Below are 15,175 nucleotides of genomic sequence, written 5' to 3' on the forward strand. Positions count from 1 at the left end.
ATGTCAACGGGTGCTCGTCTCCAGGAGAGGGACGTACTGCTCGGCGGGTGTCAGCGAGCCGTGGCAGCCGAGGAACCCCGCCTCGTGCGGCTCGGCGACGGAGGCGACGATGGCGCAGTCGGTGTACGGGACGGCGAGGACATCACCGATCCTGGGCAGCCATTCCCGGCGGACCGACGGCCCGAACCAGCCGGACTCGACCGCCTCCTTCCTGGAGACCACCCAGGCCCTTCCGGCGAGGACGTCGCGCCAGGTGTCGAGGACCGCGGCCGAGGCGCCGGGGACGGTGTAGAGGTGGCGGGCCCTGCTCTCCCCGCCGAGCAGGGCGAGGCCCTCGCGCAGCGCGGGCAGGGCGTCGACGTCAACGCGGTCGGTGACGTTGATCATGCCGTGGTCGGCGGTGACGTACATCGCCGAACCCGGCGGGAGCGTCTCCGCCAGCCGCTCGGCCATCCGGTCGACCAGGGCGAGCTGGTCGAGCCAGGCCGGGGAGCCCCAGCCGGTGACGTGGCCGGTGGAGTCGAGGTCTCCGTAGTAGACAGAGACGTGGGCCCGGGGCTCGGCCAGCGCGTGGCGGACCCCGGCGATCCGGTCGTCGACCTCGTCGGCCCCGACGAAGCGCACGCCCCGGTAGACGGCCCTGTTGAAACCGGTGGTCTCGAACTTGGCCGGGCCGACGTAGCTGACCGGGATGCCTGCCGCCGCGGCGCGCTCGTAGACGGTCGGGGTCGGCTGCCACTCGCCGGGCTCGACGAGGGGGCCGGGGGTGGTCCAGCGCAGGCAGTTGAGCAGGTGACCGGTGCCGGGCACGGCGAGCTGGTAGCCGAGCATGCCGTGCCCGCCCGGCGGCAGGCCGGTGCCGAGGCTGGCCAGGCTGGTCACGGTCGTGGCGGGGAAGCCCGCGGTGAGCACCCCGCCGGGCATGGCGGACAGGAACGGCGCGACGCCGGGGTGGGCGCGGAGCAGCTCGGCGCCCATGCCGTCGACGAGGAACAGCAGGACCCGCCCGGCCGGGGCGAGATCCAGCGGGTTGTCGCCGTCCATCCCGACCGCGGCGAGCAGCGAGGAGGAGAGGTCCGCGAGCGAGGCCGTCCCGTACGCGGGGATCAGCGGGTTCACGAGGCGGTGCGGGCGGTGGCCTCCGACAGTGCCTTGGCGAAGGCCAGCACGTGGGAGACGGCCTCCGGCCCGTCGGCCGCCTCGCTCACCCGCAGGGAGAGGTCGTCGGCCGTGATCGCGCCGGTGTATCCGTGGTCGGCCTCGCAGTTCTCGTCGCCGCAGGTGGCCGGCTCCAGGTCGACGTGGGAGATGGCTCCCCAGCCGATGGTGAGCGTGACCTCCGTGGGCGGCACTCCGGGCACGTAGGAGGCGGGGTCGGGGACGACCCGGGTGACCGCGACCGACTGGATCCGGCTGAGGCGCACGGCCTCGGTGGTCGTGGAGGCGTGCGACGCCGACACCCCCTCCACCGGGGGGTGCTCGTCGGTGTGGCAGACGAGCAGCCGGGTGGGGGAGAGCACCAGCACGGTGACGTGCCTGCGCACCTCCATGGCCGGGTCGAAGGTGGCCTCGTGATGCACGACGTAGGCGTCCACCTGCTCCTTGCCGAGCGCGGACTCAACCGCGTCGGCGACCAGGTCGGGATAGTAGCCACTGCGGTCGATGGCGTCGCGCAGGCCGGCGGACGAGAGTCGGGTTTCCCTCATGGGTCCATCCTGCCCTGTCCGGGGCAGCGCTTTCACCGGGAGCGGCAGAGCTTCAGCCGGTGGCGCAAATCGTGACGCGGTCCACCATCGCCTTCTTCCGGCCGCGAAAGCGCCATCGGGGGCGGTCCGGGGCCCGCTGAGGTCCGTTCCTGCCGGTGACTTTCCCCTCCGATCGGTTTGGCGCGATCCTTTCCGGGTTACCGGGAGCAGTGATGGGGGTGGCGGGCGCGTGGCGTCCCGGGCAGCGGCAACGGGCGATTCCGCGCATTTCCCGCTTTGTTTCACATATCTCGGAATGCTTTTCACCGCCTCCGAACGAATTGGAAACGGTGAATTCCTACCGGAATCGGGGGCGAGGGAATATGGCCGGTGAGGATCCGGATTCGACGGGACGGGCGGGGCCGGGGCGACCGGGCTCACCGGGTGAGACGGGGCCGGCACGGCGGACCGGCCTCTCGCGCCTCGCGGCGGCCCTCCCGGTGACCATCGTGACGGTCGCCATGACGACCGCGGCGGCGACCGCCGCGGGCCCGCTCACCTCGGGGGCGGGCTTCCCCGGCGACCTGGTCCTCACCACGGTCCACGACGGCCCGTTCGAGGCGGGCGGCACCGGCACGTTCTCCATCGACGTCACCGCGAGCCCCGGCTCCACCGGGATCACCCGTCCGACCCGGGTCACCTACTACTTCCCCTCGGGCCTCACCCCGGTACGCGCCTGGGGCACGGGCTGGAGATGCCGGATCGCGGCCGGGATCGTCGACTGCGACACGCGCGACCTGGCCGCCCCCGGATTCCAGCTTCCCCGGATCACGGTCGGCGTGGCCGTGTCGCCGACCGCGTCGGGGACACTGACCGCGTCCGGCAGAGCCGTCCACGCCGCCCACGCCGCCCGGGACGCCGCGGACGCGATCGACCCGGGCGCGGAGACCGGCCCGGGGGCCGTCGGAACCGCGATGGAGACCGGTCCCGCGCCCGCCACCGTCGCCAGCACGGTCCAGATCGTCCCCGCGGCCCCGCGGACGGGTTAGCCGAGGCGCCGGGGACCGCCGTCGGGGCGCGGGCCCTCGTGGCTGCGCAGTACGGCGCGGGCGCCCAGCACGATCGCCCCCGACTCCCCCACCAGCACCGGGTCGAGGGTGAGCCGCGCCACCTCGGGGAGGTCGTCGGCCAGCCGCCCGAGCCGGATCAGCAGGTCCTCCAGCGCCTCGACGGCGACCGGCGGGTAGCCGTACTCGCCGAGGAGGAGAGGCGCGGCGCGCGGCGACCTCACCAGCGCCACGGCGTCCTCCCTGGTCAGCGGGGCCAGACGGTACGCCTCGTCGCGCAGCAGCCGCGCGGTGATCTCGCCGAGCCCGAAGGAGACCACCGCGCCGAAGGCGGGGTCGTCCATCACCCCCGCCACGGTCGGCACCGCGGGCTGCGGCGCCATGCGCTGCACCGCGAGCACGGCCTCGGGTTCGAGCTGGCGCGTCAGGTCGGCGTAGGCGTCGCGCACCCCGTCGGGACCCGACAGCCCGAGGCGTACGGTCCCGGCGCGCTTGGCCGCCTCGGGGCCCGCGGCCTTCAGCACGACCGGCCAGCCGAGCCGCGACGCCGCCTCGACGGCCTCCTCCGGTGACCCCACCGTCTCCGACGGCCAGACCTCCACCCCGTAGCAGGCGAGCAGTCCCGAGGCGTCGATCTCGGCCGGGGCGTCCGCGAGCGTCGCGAGCACGAGGTCCCGCGCGGCGCCGGCGTCGACGCCGGTGAGCTCCTCGGGCACTCCCGCGGGCCGCTCCAGCCAGCGCGCGTGCCGCACGACGTGGGCGAGCGCGCGGACCGCCTCCTCCGGCGCCGCGTACGAGGGGATGGAACCCCGGCCGGGCAGGGCGCCGACCCGCAGCTCGTCGAGCATGCCGAACCTGCCCTCGAAGGTGGCCAGCACCGGTTTGCCGCAGTCGCGGGAGGCGCGCAGCAACTCGGCGGCGACCTCGGCCCCGTCGCCGGGGATGGGCGGCATGTAGATCGCGACCACGGCGTCCACGTCCGGGATCACCGAGGCCAGCGCCGCGCCGAACTCCTCCGCGCGGGCCCGCGCGCCGAGGTTGACCGGCGGCCGGGGCTCCAGGCCCACCCGCACGCAGGCGTCGGCCGCCAGCAGCGCCATCGCGTCGGAGTTGCCGACCAGGCCGACCCTGGGCCCGGCCGGCAGCGGCTGGTAGGCCAGCAGCTGCGCCACGTCGAACTGCTGGATCAGGTCATCGACCCTGATCACCCCGGCCTGCTCGAACAGCGCGCTGAGCGCGGTGTCGGGCAGGCCGAGCACGGGCGCGGCGTGGCCGGTGGGCACGTCCTGGGTGGTGCCGCCGCTCTTGACGACCACGATCGGCTTGCGGCGCGAGATGCGCCGCGCGAGGCGGGCGAACTTGCGGGGGTTTCCCAGCGACTCCAGGTAGAGCAGGATCACGTCGGTCCGAGGGTCCTCCTCCCAGTACTGGAGCAGGTCGTTGCCCGACACGTCGGCGCGGTTGCCCGCCGAGACGAACGAGGAGATGCCCATGCCGCGCTGGGCCACCCGCTGCAGCAACGCGGTGCCCAGGGCGCCCGACTGGCTGAAGAAGCCGACCCGGCCGAGCCCGGGGAGGGTGGCGGCGAGCGTGGCGTTCAGCCGTACCGCGGGGTCGGTGTTGGCGACGCCGAGGCAGTTGGGGCCGACGACCCGCAGGCCGTACGCGCGGGCGATGCGCACCAGCTCGTCCTGCCTGGCCCGGCCCTCGGCGCCGGTCTCGCCGAACCCCGAGGAGACCACGATCAGCCCGCGCACGCCCTTCTCCGCGCACTCCTTGACCACGTCGATCACCCCGTCGGCGGGTACGGCGAGCACGGCGAGGTCCACCTCCCCGTCGATGGCCGTCACGCTCGGGTAGGCCCGCACCCCCGCGACGGCCCGCGCCTCGCGGTGCACGGGGTAGACCGGGCCGGTGAAGTCGGCGCCGAGCAGGTTGCGCAGCACGGTCTGGCCGACGCCGCCCGGTTCGCGGCCCGCTCCCACGACCGCCACCGAACCCGGGGAGAGCAGCCGCTCGATGGAGCGGGACTCGGCGCGGTGCTCGCGGGAGGCGGTCACCTCCTGGGCGGTCTCGGTCGGGGTGAGGTCGAGGGTCATCCTGACCACGCCGTCGGCGAAGCGGCTCTGCGCGGTGTAGCCGACCTGCTTGAGCACCGCCATCATCTTCTGGTTGGCGGGCAGCACGTCGGCGACGAAGCGGGCGATGCCCTTCTCCCTGGCGGTGGCGGCCAGGTGTTCGAGGAGCACGGAGGCGACCCCGCGGCCCTGGTGGGCGTCCTCGACGAGGAAGGCGACCTCGGCCTCACCGGGCTCGATCCGGTCGTAGCGGATGACCGCCACCATCTCGGTGCCGATCGTGGCGATCAGCGCCACGCGGCTCTCGTAGTCGACGTTGGTGAACCAGGTGATCTCCCGCTCCGACAGCCTCGGCCGGGGACCGAAGAAACGGAAGTAGATCGACTCGTCGGACAACCGGCCGTAGAAGGAACGCAACCGGTCGGCGTCGGCGGGCCGGATCGGGCGTACATGGGCGGTGCCGCCGTCCGACAGGACGACGTCCGCCTCCCAGTGAGCGGGGTACTGAGCAGCCTCCACAGTCCCGAGAGTAGACGCGAATCTCACATGACAGACCACCTGGACGAATTCACGCAACGCTTGTGCATCGACTATGGTCCGGTGTCCGGTCAAGACCCCATACGCTGGCCGGAAGCTGTTAAGTTTTTCGCGGTTAGAGGCACGGCCAGAGGTATGGCTTGAAGCATGTCTAGAGGCACGTCGGCATCGAAGGCAGCAAGGTGGTGACATCATGACGCGGGTGGTCGTGGTGGGCGATCTCATGACCGACGCGGTCGCGCGGGCTCGCTACCCGCTGGCCCGCGCCAGCGACACACCGGCGATCGTCACCATGCACGGCGGTGGTTCGGGCGCCAACATCGCCTCCTGGCTCGCCGTCGAGGGCACCGAGGTCGCCTTCATCGGGCGGCGCGGCGCCGACATCACGGGCCGTAACCGCGACATGGAGCTGATGGGGTACGGCGTCGACGCCCGCCTCGTCATGGATCCCGAGCGCCCGACCGGCACCTGCGTGGTGCTCGTCACCCACAAGGGCGAGCGGACCATGCTGTCCGACCCCGGCGCGAACGCGGCGCTGTCCCCCGAGGACCTGCCCCGCGACCTGTTCTCCCAGGGCGGGCACCTGCACCTGTCCGGCTACACCCTGATCAACGAGGGTTCCCGCGACGCCGGTATGGCCGCCCTGGAGATGGCCCGCCGCTCGGGGATGTCCGTCTCGGTCGACTGCTCCTCCTCCGCCCCACTGGAGCGCACCGGCGCCGAGCCCTTCCTGGAGTGGACGCAGAGCGCCAAGCTGCTGTTCGCCAACGCCGACCAGGCGAAGGTCCTGACCGGCCGCGACGACCCGGCCGCCGCCGCCAAGGTCCTCACCGCCTGGTTCCCGCAGGTCGTCGTGAAGCTCCGCGACGAGGGCGCGCTCTGGTACGCCAACAACCGCCCCGACCCGATCAAGGTCCCCGCCGAGACCGTGGAGCGCGTGGTCGACGGCACCGGTGCCGGTGACGCCTTCACCGCGGGCTTCCTGCCCGCCTGGCTGGGCGGCAAGCCCCCGGCCGAGGCCCTCGCCTCCGGCTGCCACCTGGCCTCCCGGGCCATCTCGCACCTGGGCGCCCGGCCGCGCCTCTGACCCGCCCGCGCGGGGTGTATCCCCGGATTCTCCGCTTCAGTAGGAGATCCAATACTGTGGCCGGACCACGTTCGCGGCGACCCCCTGGAGTGACGCATGCCGGAGCCCCGCCCTCTGCGGCCGGGTGACCCGGAGCGGATCGGCCCGCACCGGCTGGTCGGATTCCTCGGCGAGGGCGGCCAGGGCGTGGTCTACCTGGCGCGCACGCCCGGGGGAGAACGCGTCGCGCTCAAGGTGCTGCACGCCAGGCTCTCGGACGACGCGCAGGCCAAGCGGCGCTTCCAGCGGGAGGCCGACGCCGCCCGCCGGGTCGCCCCGTTCTGCACCGCCCGGGTGCTGGAGGCCGACGCCACCGGCGACCGGCCGTACATCCTGAGCGAGTACGTCGACGGCGAGTCGCTGCAGCAGGTGGTGTCCAGGGAGGGCCCGCGCGAGAGGTACGCGCTGGTCAGGCTGGCCGTCGCCACCGCCACCGCGCTGGCCGCGATCCACCGCGCCGGGATCGTGCACCGCGACCTCAAGCCCAGCAACGTCCTGCTCGGCCCGGACGGCCCCCGCGTCATCGACTTCGGCATCGCCAAGGCCCTGGACTCCGCGTACAGCCTGACCACGGACCTGGTCGGCACGCCCGCCTACATGGCGCCCGAGCAGTTCCACGAGCAGGAGGTGGGACCGGCGGGCGACGTGTTCGCCTGGGCCGGGACCATGGTGTTCGCGGCGACCGGGCAGCCGCCGTTCGGGCTGGGCAACCTGGCCGTGGTGATGCGCCGGATCCTCGTCACGGAACCGGACCTGTCCGGCGTGCCGGAGTCGCTGCGCCCGCTGCTGGGCGCGGCCCTCACCAAGGATCCCCGGTCGCGCCCCGGCTCGGCCGACGTGCTCGACATGCTGCTGAACGCGGACGGCGGCCCCGCGGCGGTCGCGTCTCCCCCGCCACCCCGCGCGCCGTCCCCGGCCCGGCCCTCTTTCCCCTCACCGGCGCCGCCCCCCGTTCCCTCCCCGCCGCGATCCGTCTCTCCGTTCCGGGAACGGTCCTCCGTTCCGTCCCCGGCGCCGTCCCACACGACGCCTTCCACCATGCCTCCCGCCGGGCTCTCCCCGCCGTCACCCGGCCGCCTCTCCCGGCTCGCCGGTACGGTGAGAAGCCGCAGGGTCCTGGCCGTCGCCTCGGCCCTGGCGACCGCCTGCGCGCTGGGCGTCGCCACCTGGCTGGTCCTGCCCTCCGGCGAGCCGGGCGTCGTCTCGCGGGCGACACCGAAGCCCGCGCCGACCGGTTTCGACGCGGCCTCGGCCTCGGTCGTCAACCCGTCGGCGCGCAGGGGCGGGACGATGAGGTTCGGCGCCGGGTTCGTCGCCGACTCCTTCGACCCCGCCAACACCTACTACCCGTCGATGTGGAACGTCGCACGGCTCTACGGACGCTCGCTGACGATGTACCGGCCCGTCCCCGGCGCCGCGGGCAGGGAACCGGTGGGCGACCTGGCGGAGGGCCCCGGCGTGCCCAGTGACGGCGGCAGGACGTGGACGTACCGGCTCAGGGCGGGCCTGAAGTACGAGGACGGCACGCCGATCGTCGCCGCGGACGTCAAGCACGCCGTGCTCCGCGCGATCGGCAAGGACACCCTCACCCGGGGCCCGTACCACTTCGAGGAGCTGCTGAACCTGCCCTCGGGCTACCGGGGCTACTTCGCGTCGCCGAAGGCGGACACCGACGCGGCGATCCGCACCCCGGACGACCGGACCGTCGTGTTCCACCTCAGGAGGCCCCACGGGGCCTTCGACCACGTCGCCCAGGTCCCCCAGACCATGCCGGTCCCCGAGGCGAAGGACACCGGCGCGGCGTACGAGAAGCACGTGCTCTCCTCGGGCCCCTACATGTTCGAGAGCGCGGAGCGGGGCAAACGGCTCGTCCTGGTCCGCAACCCCCACTGGTCTCCGGCGACCGACCCGAACCGCCGGGCACTCCCCGACCGCTACCAGATCACCTTCGACATGGAGCAGGACGCCGTCGACAAGGGCCTCCTGTCCGGTGACCTCGACCTGGACCTCGACTCGGGCGCGAGCGAGAACCTGCCCGAGCGGATCGCGGCCGATCCCGCGCTCAGGGCGCGGGCCGACGCGCCCACGATCGGCTGGCTGCGGTACGTCGCGATCAACCCGCAGGTCCTGCCCTTCGACAACGTGGCCTGCCGCAGGGCGGTGTTCGCCGCGGCGGACCGGGAGGCCCTGCGCGACGCCTACGGCCGTGGCCTGCGGGCGGGCACGATCGCCACCGGGCTGCTCCCGCCGACCATCTCCGGACACCGCTCGCTGAACCTGTACCAGACCGGCAAGGGCGACGTGGCCGCGGCTCGCGGGCAGCTGGCCGCGTGCGGGCGGCCCGGCGGCTTCGCGGCCACGATCGTCTTCCGTGCCGAGCAGTCCAGGGAGCGGAAGGCGGCCGAGGCCCTGAGGACGGCCCTGGGACGCGCCGGGATCCGGCTCACGCTCAAGGGCCTGTCCCAGGCCGGCAACGCGGCCCACCGTGGCGGCAGCCCCGCCTATCTGAGGAAGGAGAAGATCGGCCTGTCCATCCGGGCCTGGACCGCCGACTGGCCGGAGGGCGCCAGCTACCTGCCCTATCTGACGGACAGCCGGAAGATCCTGGAGGACGGCCTGTCCTCCAACGTGAACGTGCGCCTGCCCGAGGCCGACCACCTCATCGACCAGGCCGGGGCCGAGCTCGACCCCGCCCGGCGCGAGGAGCTGTGGGCGCGGGTCGACCGCACGGTCATGGAACAGGCCCTCGTGCTGCCCGTGCAGTGGGACACCCGCGTCCTGCTCCGCGGCACGCGCCTGACCAACGTGCACGTCAGCCACGCCTTCTCCGACTACGACTACGTCGGCCTCGGGCTCTCCTGAGAACCCGCGTCTTCCCGAGGCCCGCACCCTCCTGAGGCCCGTACCTTCCTGAGGCCCGTACCTTCCCGGAAACCCCGCGCTTCTCCGGAAGCCCCCGTTCGGGGGCCCGTGCACGCGGATCCTCTCGCCGCGCGGCCCCCGCGCGTCGTGCCGAACCCATCCGCCAGGCGGTCGTCCCTAGCTGGTGACCGCGAGGGCGAGGGGCAGCACGGCCGGGGCCCCGGCGTGGCGGAGCATCGCGGCTCCCAGCGTCATCGTCCAGCCGGTGTCGACCAGGTCGTCGACGAGCAGGACCGGGCCGCCCGCCTCGGCGACGGCCGCGCCCAGGGCGGCGGGCATGGCGAGGGTGCCCCGGATCGCCTGGACGCGCTGCGCGCTGTTGAACTGCCGTCCGGGCGGGCCCGACCGGTAACCGAGGTCGCCCAGATAGGTCAGGCGCCCCACCTGGGCCAGCCGCTCGGCCAGGCCGCGGACGAGCTGAGGGCGGCTTCCCGAGGGCACCGCGACGACGCCGACCGGGCGCTGGGCCCACTCCCAGGACGACAACACCTTGATCACGGCGGCGAAGACGTCGTCGGGGACCGGCCCGTCGGGGGCGCCGTCGGCGAGGAGGCCGCGCAGGCGGTTGCCCCAGCCGATGTCGGTGAGCCTGCCCAGCACCCTCCCCGGCTCGGCGCCCAGCTCCGGCTTGATCCGGCCCTTGAGGTCGGCCAGCCCGGTCGGCCACTGCCTGCGGGCCTCGATGTCCACCCCGGGCCGCTGGAGCCGGTCGGCGGCCGACCGTACGGCCCGCTCGTCCACCTCGGGTGAGCGGTGGGTGCCGGTGCAGTTGTCGCAGCGCCCGCAGGGGGCGGCGGTGTCGTCGTCGAGACGGCGGCGCAGGAACTCCTCGCGGCAGCCGGTGGTGTCGAGGTAATCGAGCATGGCCCGCTGCTCGGCCTCCCGCTCGGCGGCGACCCTGGCGTAGCGCGGGGCGTCGTACGCCCAGGGCTCACCGGTGGACTCCCAGCCGCCCTTGACCCGGCGCACCGCGCCGTCGACGTCGAGGACCTTCAGCATGGTCTCCAGGCGGCTCCGGCTGAGGTCCACCCGGTTCTCCAGGGCGGCCGTGGACATCACGCCGCCCTCCTCCAGCGCGGCCAGCACGGCACGCACGACGGGCTCGGGCGGGAAGGCCAGCGAGGCGAAGTAGGCCCAGATGTCGCGGTCCTCCGCGCCGGGCAGCAGGATCACCTCGGCCCGCTTGACCCCTCGGCCCGCACGGCCGACCTGCTGGTAGTAGGCCACCGGGGACTGGGGGGCGCCGACGTGCACGACGAAGCCCAGGTCGGGCTTGTCGTAGCCCATGCCCAGCGCGGAGGTGGCGACCAGCGCCTTGATCTTGTTGTCGAGCAGCGCCTGCTCGGCGGCGAGCCGCTCGGCCTGCTCGGTCTGCCCGGAGTAGGCGATCACCTCGTGGCCCTGCTCGCGCAGGTAGGCGGCGATCTCCTGGGCGGCGGCCACGGTGAGCGTGTAGACGATGCCGGAACCGGGGAGCTCGTGCAGCGCCTGGGCGAGCCAGGCCAGGCGCTGCTCGGCGCCGCGCAGGCGCACGACCCCGAGATGGAGGCTGTCGCGCTCCAGCGCGCCGCGCAGCACGAGCGTCTCCTCGCCCATCTGCTCGGCGACGTCGCGGGTGACCCTGGCGTTGGCCGTGGCGGTGGTCGCGAGGATCGGCACGCCCTCGGTGAGCTCCTCGAACAGCGTGCGCAGCCGCCGGTAGTCGGGGCGGAAGTCGTGACCCCAGTCGGAGATGCAGTGTGCCTCGTCGACCACGATCAGGCCCGCGCTCTCGGCCAGCTCGGGCAGCACGTGGTCGCGGAAGTCGGGGTTGTTGAGCCGCTCGGGGCTGACGAGCAGCACGTCGACCGCGCCCTCGGCGACCTGGTTGTAGACCTGCTCCCACTCCTCGGGGTTGGCCGAGTTGACCGTGACCGCGGTGATCCCGGCGCGCTCGGCGGCGGCGATCTGGTTGCGCATCAGGGCCAGCAGCGGCGACACGATCACGGTCGGCCCCTCGCCCAGCTCGCGCAGGAGCGCGGTGGCGATGAAGTAAACAGCCGACTTGCCCCAGCCGGTGCGCTGCACCACGAGCACCCGGCGCCGGTCCATGACCAGCGCCTTGATGGCCGCCCACTGGTCCTCGCGCAGCCGGGCGTGCTCCCCGGCGAGCGCCCGCAGCCGGTCGGCGGCCTCTTCGCGCAACATCAGCTCTTCGCTCACCCGGTCATTGGTACCAGGTCTCGCCGACTGTTTTCCCCCGGTACGGCACACACGTGCCGCACGTGCCGTACCGGGAAGGGGGTGGAGCCCGGCGCGCCCTCACCGCGAGGGGGGAGAGCTGGGGACATGATGGGCTCCGCGCCGTGATTTGATGCATCCACTATGGACGTCACCACCTGGTACCTCGAACAGACCTCCCGTTCGGACCTGCTGCCCGCCAAGCCGCCGTCGGTCGAGGTCGACATCGTGCGCGCGGAGCTGCCCTCGCCCGAGTTCAGCCGGTTCCTCACCACGGCCGTCGGCGGAGACTGGCACTGGACCAACAAGCTGCCGTGGACCTGGGACGAGTGGGCGGACTGGCTGGCCGGCGGCGTGGAGACCTGGGTGGCCTACCACCGAGGCACCCCCGCGGGCTTCGTCGAGCTCGTCCCCCAGGAGGACGCGGCGGTCGAGATCAACTCCTTCGGTCTCCTGGCGTGGGCGATCGGCAAGGGCGTCGGTGGTCACCTGCTGGAGTTCGGCGCGGCGAGGGCCTGGGATCTGGCCGACCGGCAGCCGGAGCGGGAGCCGACCCGGCGGGTGTGGCTGCACACCTGCTCCCTGGACAGCCCGGTGGCGCTCGCCAACTACCGGGCGCGCGGTTTCAGGGTCTACGACACCAAGGTGAACGTGCCCGGCGACGAGCACGAGGGCGAGACCCCCGGCCCCTGGCCGGGAGCGGGTCCCCGGACCCGGGGATTCACCGCCGCCTCCGGCACCCCGCCGAAGCGGCCCTAGGGCCCGTTTTGTGGATCCTCGCCGTTGCGAGGATCCACAAAACGGGCCCTGGCATCCGCGGGCAGGCCGGAAGGCCCGGAAGTGTCGGATGGGCTGGGTATGGTATCGAGTCTCGGTACGATGCCCGGTCGCCCCCGTCACCGGTCTCCCGCCGGACATCCCGGCCACGGCTCCCCGGGGAGCCGGCGCCAACGGTTGGACCACGAAGACAGAAGGAGGATGCGCCTCCCCCCGGCCTGACGGCCGGGGCGCGCGCGCAGGAAATCAGATGGCTCGACGGACGACCACACCCCCGACCGACGAGGGCTTCGAGGAGCGGATCGTCGACATCGACGTTTCCACCGAGATGCGCACCAGCTTCCTCGAATACGCATACTCGGTCATCTACCAGCGGGCGCTGCCGGATGCCAGGGACGGCCTCAAGCCGGTCCAGCGCCGGATCCTCTACTCGATGAGCGAGATGGGCCTGCGGCCCGACCGGGGCCACGTCAAGTCGTCGCGCGTCGTCGGCGACGTGATGGGCAAGCTCCATCCGCACGGTGACACCGCCATCTACGACGCGCTGGTCCGCATGGCCCAGCCGTTCTCGATGCGCCTGCCGCTCATCGACGGGCACGGCAACTTCGGCTCCCCCGACGACCTGCCCGCCGCGATGCGCTACACCGAGGCCCGGCTGGCCTCGGCGGCGATGGCCGTGGTCCAGTCGATCGACGAGGACACGGTCGACTTCAAGCCCAACTACGACGGCCAGGAGACAGAGCCCACGGTCATGCCGTCGGCCTTCCCCAACCTGCTGGTCAACGGTGCCACCGGCATCGCGGTCGGCATGGCCACCAACATGGCGCCGCACAATCTGGTGGAGGTCGTCGCCGCCGCCCGCCATCTGATCAAGAAGCCGGACGCCACGCTCGACGACCTGATGCGGTTCGTCCCCGGCCCCGACCTGCCCACCGGCGGCACGATCATCGGCCTCGACGGCGTCCGCGACGCGTACGCCAAGGGCCGGGGCACCTTCCGGATGCGCGCCAAGTGCGCCATCGAGCAGGTCAGCCCCCGCCGCAAGGGCATCGTCGTCACCGAGCTGCCCTTCAACGTCGGCCCCGAGCGCGTGGTCACCAAGATCAGGGAGCTGGTCACCGCCAAGAAGCTCCAGGGCATCTCCGACCTCAAGGACCTCAGCGACCGGCACAAGGGCCTCAGCCTGGTCATCGAGATCAAGAACGGCTTCATCCCCGAGGCCGTGCTGGAGGAGCTCTACCGGCTCACGCCGATGGAGGAGACCTTCGGCATCAACAACGTCGCCCTGGTCGACGGCGAGCCGCGCACGCTGGGCCTGCGCGAGCTGCTCCAGGTCTACGTCGACCACCGCGTCGACGTGGTCCGCCGCCGCTCGCTCTACCGCCGCCGCAAGCGCGAGGAGCGCCTGCACCTCGTCGAGGGCCTCATCGTCGCCCTGCTCAACATCGACGAGGTCATCCAGGTCATCCGCTCCTCCGACAACTCCGCCCAGGCCCGCGAGCGCCTGACGGAGATCTTCGAGCTGTCGGAGATCCAGGCCAACTACATCCTCGACACCCCGCTGCGCCGCCTGACCCGCTACGACAAGCTGGAGCTCGACCGCGAGAGCCAGACCCTGCGCGACGAGATCGCCGAGCTGACCGCGATCCTGTCCTCCGACGACAGGCTCCGCAAGGTCGTCTCCGACGAGCTCGCCCAGGTCTCCAAGACCTTCGGCACCCCGCGCCGCACGGTGCTGCTGGAGTCCTCGGGGGTCGCGAGGAACGTCTCGGTCCCCCTGGAGGTGGCCGACGACCCCTGCCTGGTGCTGTTCTCCTCCACCGGCCTGCTGGCCCGCACGTCCGACGCCTCGCCGCTCGCCGGTGAGGGCGACCGCTCGGCCCACGACGTGCTGGTCTCCGCCGTGCGGAGCACCGTCAGGGGCGAGGTGGGCGTGGTCACCAACCAGGGGCGGATGATCCGGGTCCAGGTGGTCGACCTGCCCACGCTGCCCCGCTCGGCCAACCCGCCGTCGCTGTCCGGTGGCCACCCGGTCTCGGAGTACGTCACCGTCAACCCGGGCGAGACGGTCGTCGGCATCGGCTCGCTCGATTCCGACGGGCCCGGTCTGGCGCTGGGCACGGCGCAGGGGGTGGTCAAGCGGGTCGTCCCCGACTACCCGGCCAACCGCGACGACTTCGAGGTGATCACCCTCAAGGAGGGCGACACCGTGGTGGGCGCGGTGGAGCTGGAGAGCGAGGAGCACGATCTCGTCTTCATCACCTCCGAGGCCCAGCTGCTGCGCTACTCCGCCTCCGTCGTCCGCCCGCAGGGCCGCCCCGCGGGCGGCATGGCCGGTGTGCGGCTGGACGGCGACGCCACGGTGATCTGGTTCGGCGCGGTCGATCCCGCCCGCGAGTCGCAGGTCGTGACGATCGCCGGTTCCTCGACGGCACTGCCCGGCACCCAGGTCGGCGGCGCCAAGGTCTCCGACTTCGCCGAATACCCGCCGAAGGGCCGGGCCACCGGCGGGGTCCGCGTCCAGCGGTTCCTCAAGGGCGAGGACGTCCTGCTGCTCGCCTGGGCGGGTCCCGGCCCGGCCCGCGCGGTCTCGGCCGTCGGCAAGCCCGTGCCTCTCCCGGAGGAGCTGGGCCGCCGTGACGGCTCCGGCGTACGGCTCACCCACACCGTGTCGGCCGTGGGCGGCGCCCTCGGCGCCGGAGACGGCGAGCGGGGCCCCGGAGCTCCCGCCCCGGAGGAGTGACCTTCGCGAACGAGACCCCG

Annotated in this window: 9 protein-coding genes; 5 read left to right on the top strand and 4 right to left on the bottom strand. The window is 73.0% G+C overall.

What is annotated here, in order from left to right; all coding sequences use genetic code 11:
• Positions 1 to 3 precede the first annotated feature (3 nt).
• Both ABD817_RS14575 and ABD817_RS14580 read right to left on the bottom strand, forming a co-directional pair.
• Entirely contained in the window at positions 4 to 1,119 is a 1,116-nt protein-coding gene (locus ABD817_RS14575) for an alkaline phosphatase family protein (protein ID WP_344918414.1), read from the bottom strand.
• Positions 1,116 to 1,706, bottom strand: coding sequence for a DUF5998 family protein (locus ABD817_RS14580; protein WP_344918415.1), 591 nt, complete (start codon positions 1,704 to 1,706; stop codon positions 1,116 to 1,118). The genes ABD817_RS14575 and ABD817_RS14580 overlap by 4 nt, the downstream gene beginning before the upstream one ends.
• A 479-nt stretch (positions 1,707 to 2,185) precedes the next feature.
• Here ABD817_RS14580 and ABD817_RS14585 point away from each other — a divergent pair, with 479 nt between their 5' ends.
• Positions 2,186 to 2,734 (top strand): hypothetical protein, encoded by a 549-nt coding sequence (locus ABD817_RS14585; protein ID WP_344918416.1) that lies wholly within the window; start codon positions 2,186 to 2,188, stop codon positions 2,732 to 2,734.
• Here ABD817_RS14585 and ABD817_RS14590 read toward each other — a convergent pair.
• The gene (locus ABD817_RS14590) at positions 2,731 to 5,349 is read right to left on the bottom strand and encodes a bifunctional acetate--CoA ligase family protein/GNAT family N-acetyltransferase (protein ID WP_344918417.1); all 2,619 of its coding nucleotides are present in this window, start codon (positions 5,347 to 5,349) and stop codon (positions 2,731 to 2,733) included. The genes ABD817_RS14585 and ABD817_RS14590 overlap by 4 nt on opposite strands.
• A gap of 211 nt (positions 5,350 to 5,560) precedes the next feature.
• Here ABD817_RS14590 and ABD817_RS14595 point away from each other — a divergent pair, with 211 nt between their 5' ends.
• Together ABD817_RS14595 and ABD817_RS14600 are read left to right on the top strand one after the other, a co-directional pair.
• Positions 5,561 to 6,454 (top strand): carbohydrate kinase family protein, encoded by an 894-nt coding sequence (locus ABD817_RS14595; RefSeq protein WP_344918418.1) that lies wholly within the window; start codon positions 5,561 to 5,563, stop codon positions 6,452 to 6,454.
• Between the two features lie 96 nt (positions 6,455 to 6,550).
• Positions 6,551 to 9,355 (top strand): ABC transporter substrate-binding protein, encoded by a 2,805-nt coding sequence (locus ABD817_RS14600; protein ID WP_344918419.1) that lies wholly within the window; start codon positions 6,551 to 6,553, stop codon positions 9,353 to 9,355.
• Between the two features lie 177 nt (positions 9,356 to 9,532).
• Here the strand turns inward: ABD817_RS14600 and ABD817_RS14605 are convergent, their stop codons facing one another.
• Entirely contained in the window at positions 9,533 to 11,602 is a 2,070-nt protein-coding gene (locus ABD817_RS14605) for a RecQ family ATP-dependent DNA helicase (protein ID WP_344918598.1), read from the bottom strand.
• Between the two features lie 177 nt (positions 11,603 to 11,779).
• Between ABD817_RS14605 and ABD817_RS14610 the strand changes: the two genes are divergently transcribed.
• Both ABD817_RS14610 and ABD817_RS14615 read left to right on the top strand, forming a co-directional pair.
• Positions 11,780 to 12,394: a GNAT family N-acetyltransferase gene (locus ABD817_RS14610; RefSeq protein ID WP_344918420.1), complete on the top strand. Its 615-nt coding sequence runs from the start codon at positions 11,780 to 11,782 to the stop codon at positions 12,392 to 12,394.
• Positions 12,395 to 12,662: 268 nt separating this feature from the next.
• Positions 12,663 to 15,155: a DNA gyrase/topoisomerase IV subunit A gene (locus ABD817_RS14615; RefSeq protein WP_344918421.1), complete on the top strand. Its 2,493-nt coding sequence runs from the start codon at positions 12,663 to 12,665 to the stop codon at positions 15,153 to 15,155.
• Positions 15,156 to 15,175: the final 20 nt, after the last annotated feature.

It is taken from the genome of Streptosporangium oxazolinicum (genome assembly GCF_039537505.1).
Lineage (GTDB): Bacteria > Actinomycetota > Actinomycetes > Streptosporangiales > Streptosporangiaceae > Streptosporangium > Streptosporangium oxazolinicum.

Excerpts from the sequence above, each read along its gene's own strand:
- ABD817_RS14580 (WP_344918415.1), bottom strand. The coding sequence starts at position 1,706 with ATGAGGGAAACCCGACTCTCGTCCGCCGGCCTGCGCGACGCCATCGAC.
- ABD817_RS14595 (WP_344918418.1), top strand. The coding sequence starts at position 5,561 with ATGACGCGGGTGGTCGTGGTGGGCGATCTCATGACCGACGCGGTCGCG.
- ABD817_RS14600 (WP_344918419.1), top strand. The coding sequence starts at position 6,551 with ATGCCGGAGCCCCGCCCTCTGCGGCCGGGTGACCCGGAGCGGATCGGC.
- ABD817_RS14605 (WP_344918598.1), bottom strand. The coding sequence starts at position 11,602 with ATGTTGCGCGAAGAGGCCGCCGACCGGCTGCGGGCGCTCGCCGGGGAG.
- ABD817_RS14610 (WP_344918420.1), top strand. The coding sequence starts at position 11,780 with ATGGACGTCACCACCTGGTACCTCGAACAGACCTCCCGTTCGGACCTG.
- ABD817_RS14615 (WP_344918421.1), top strand. The coding sequence starts at position 12,663 with ATGGCTCGACGGACGACCACACCCCCGACCGACGAGGGCTTCGAGGAG.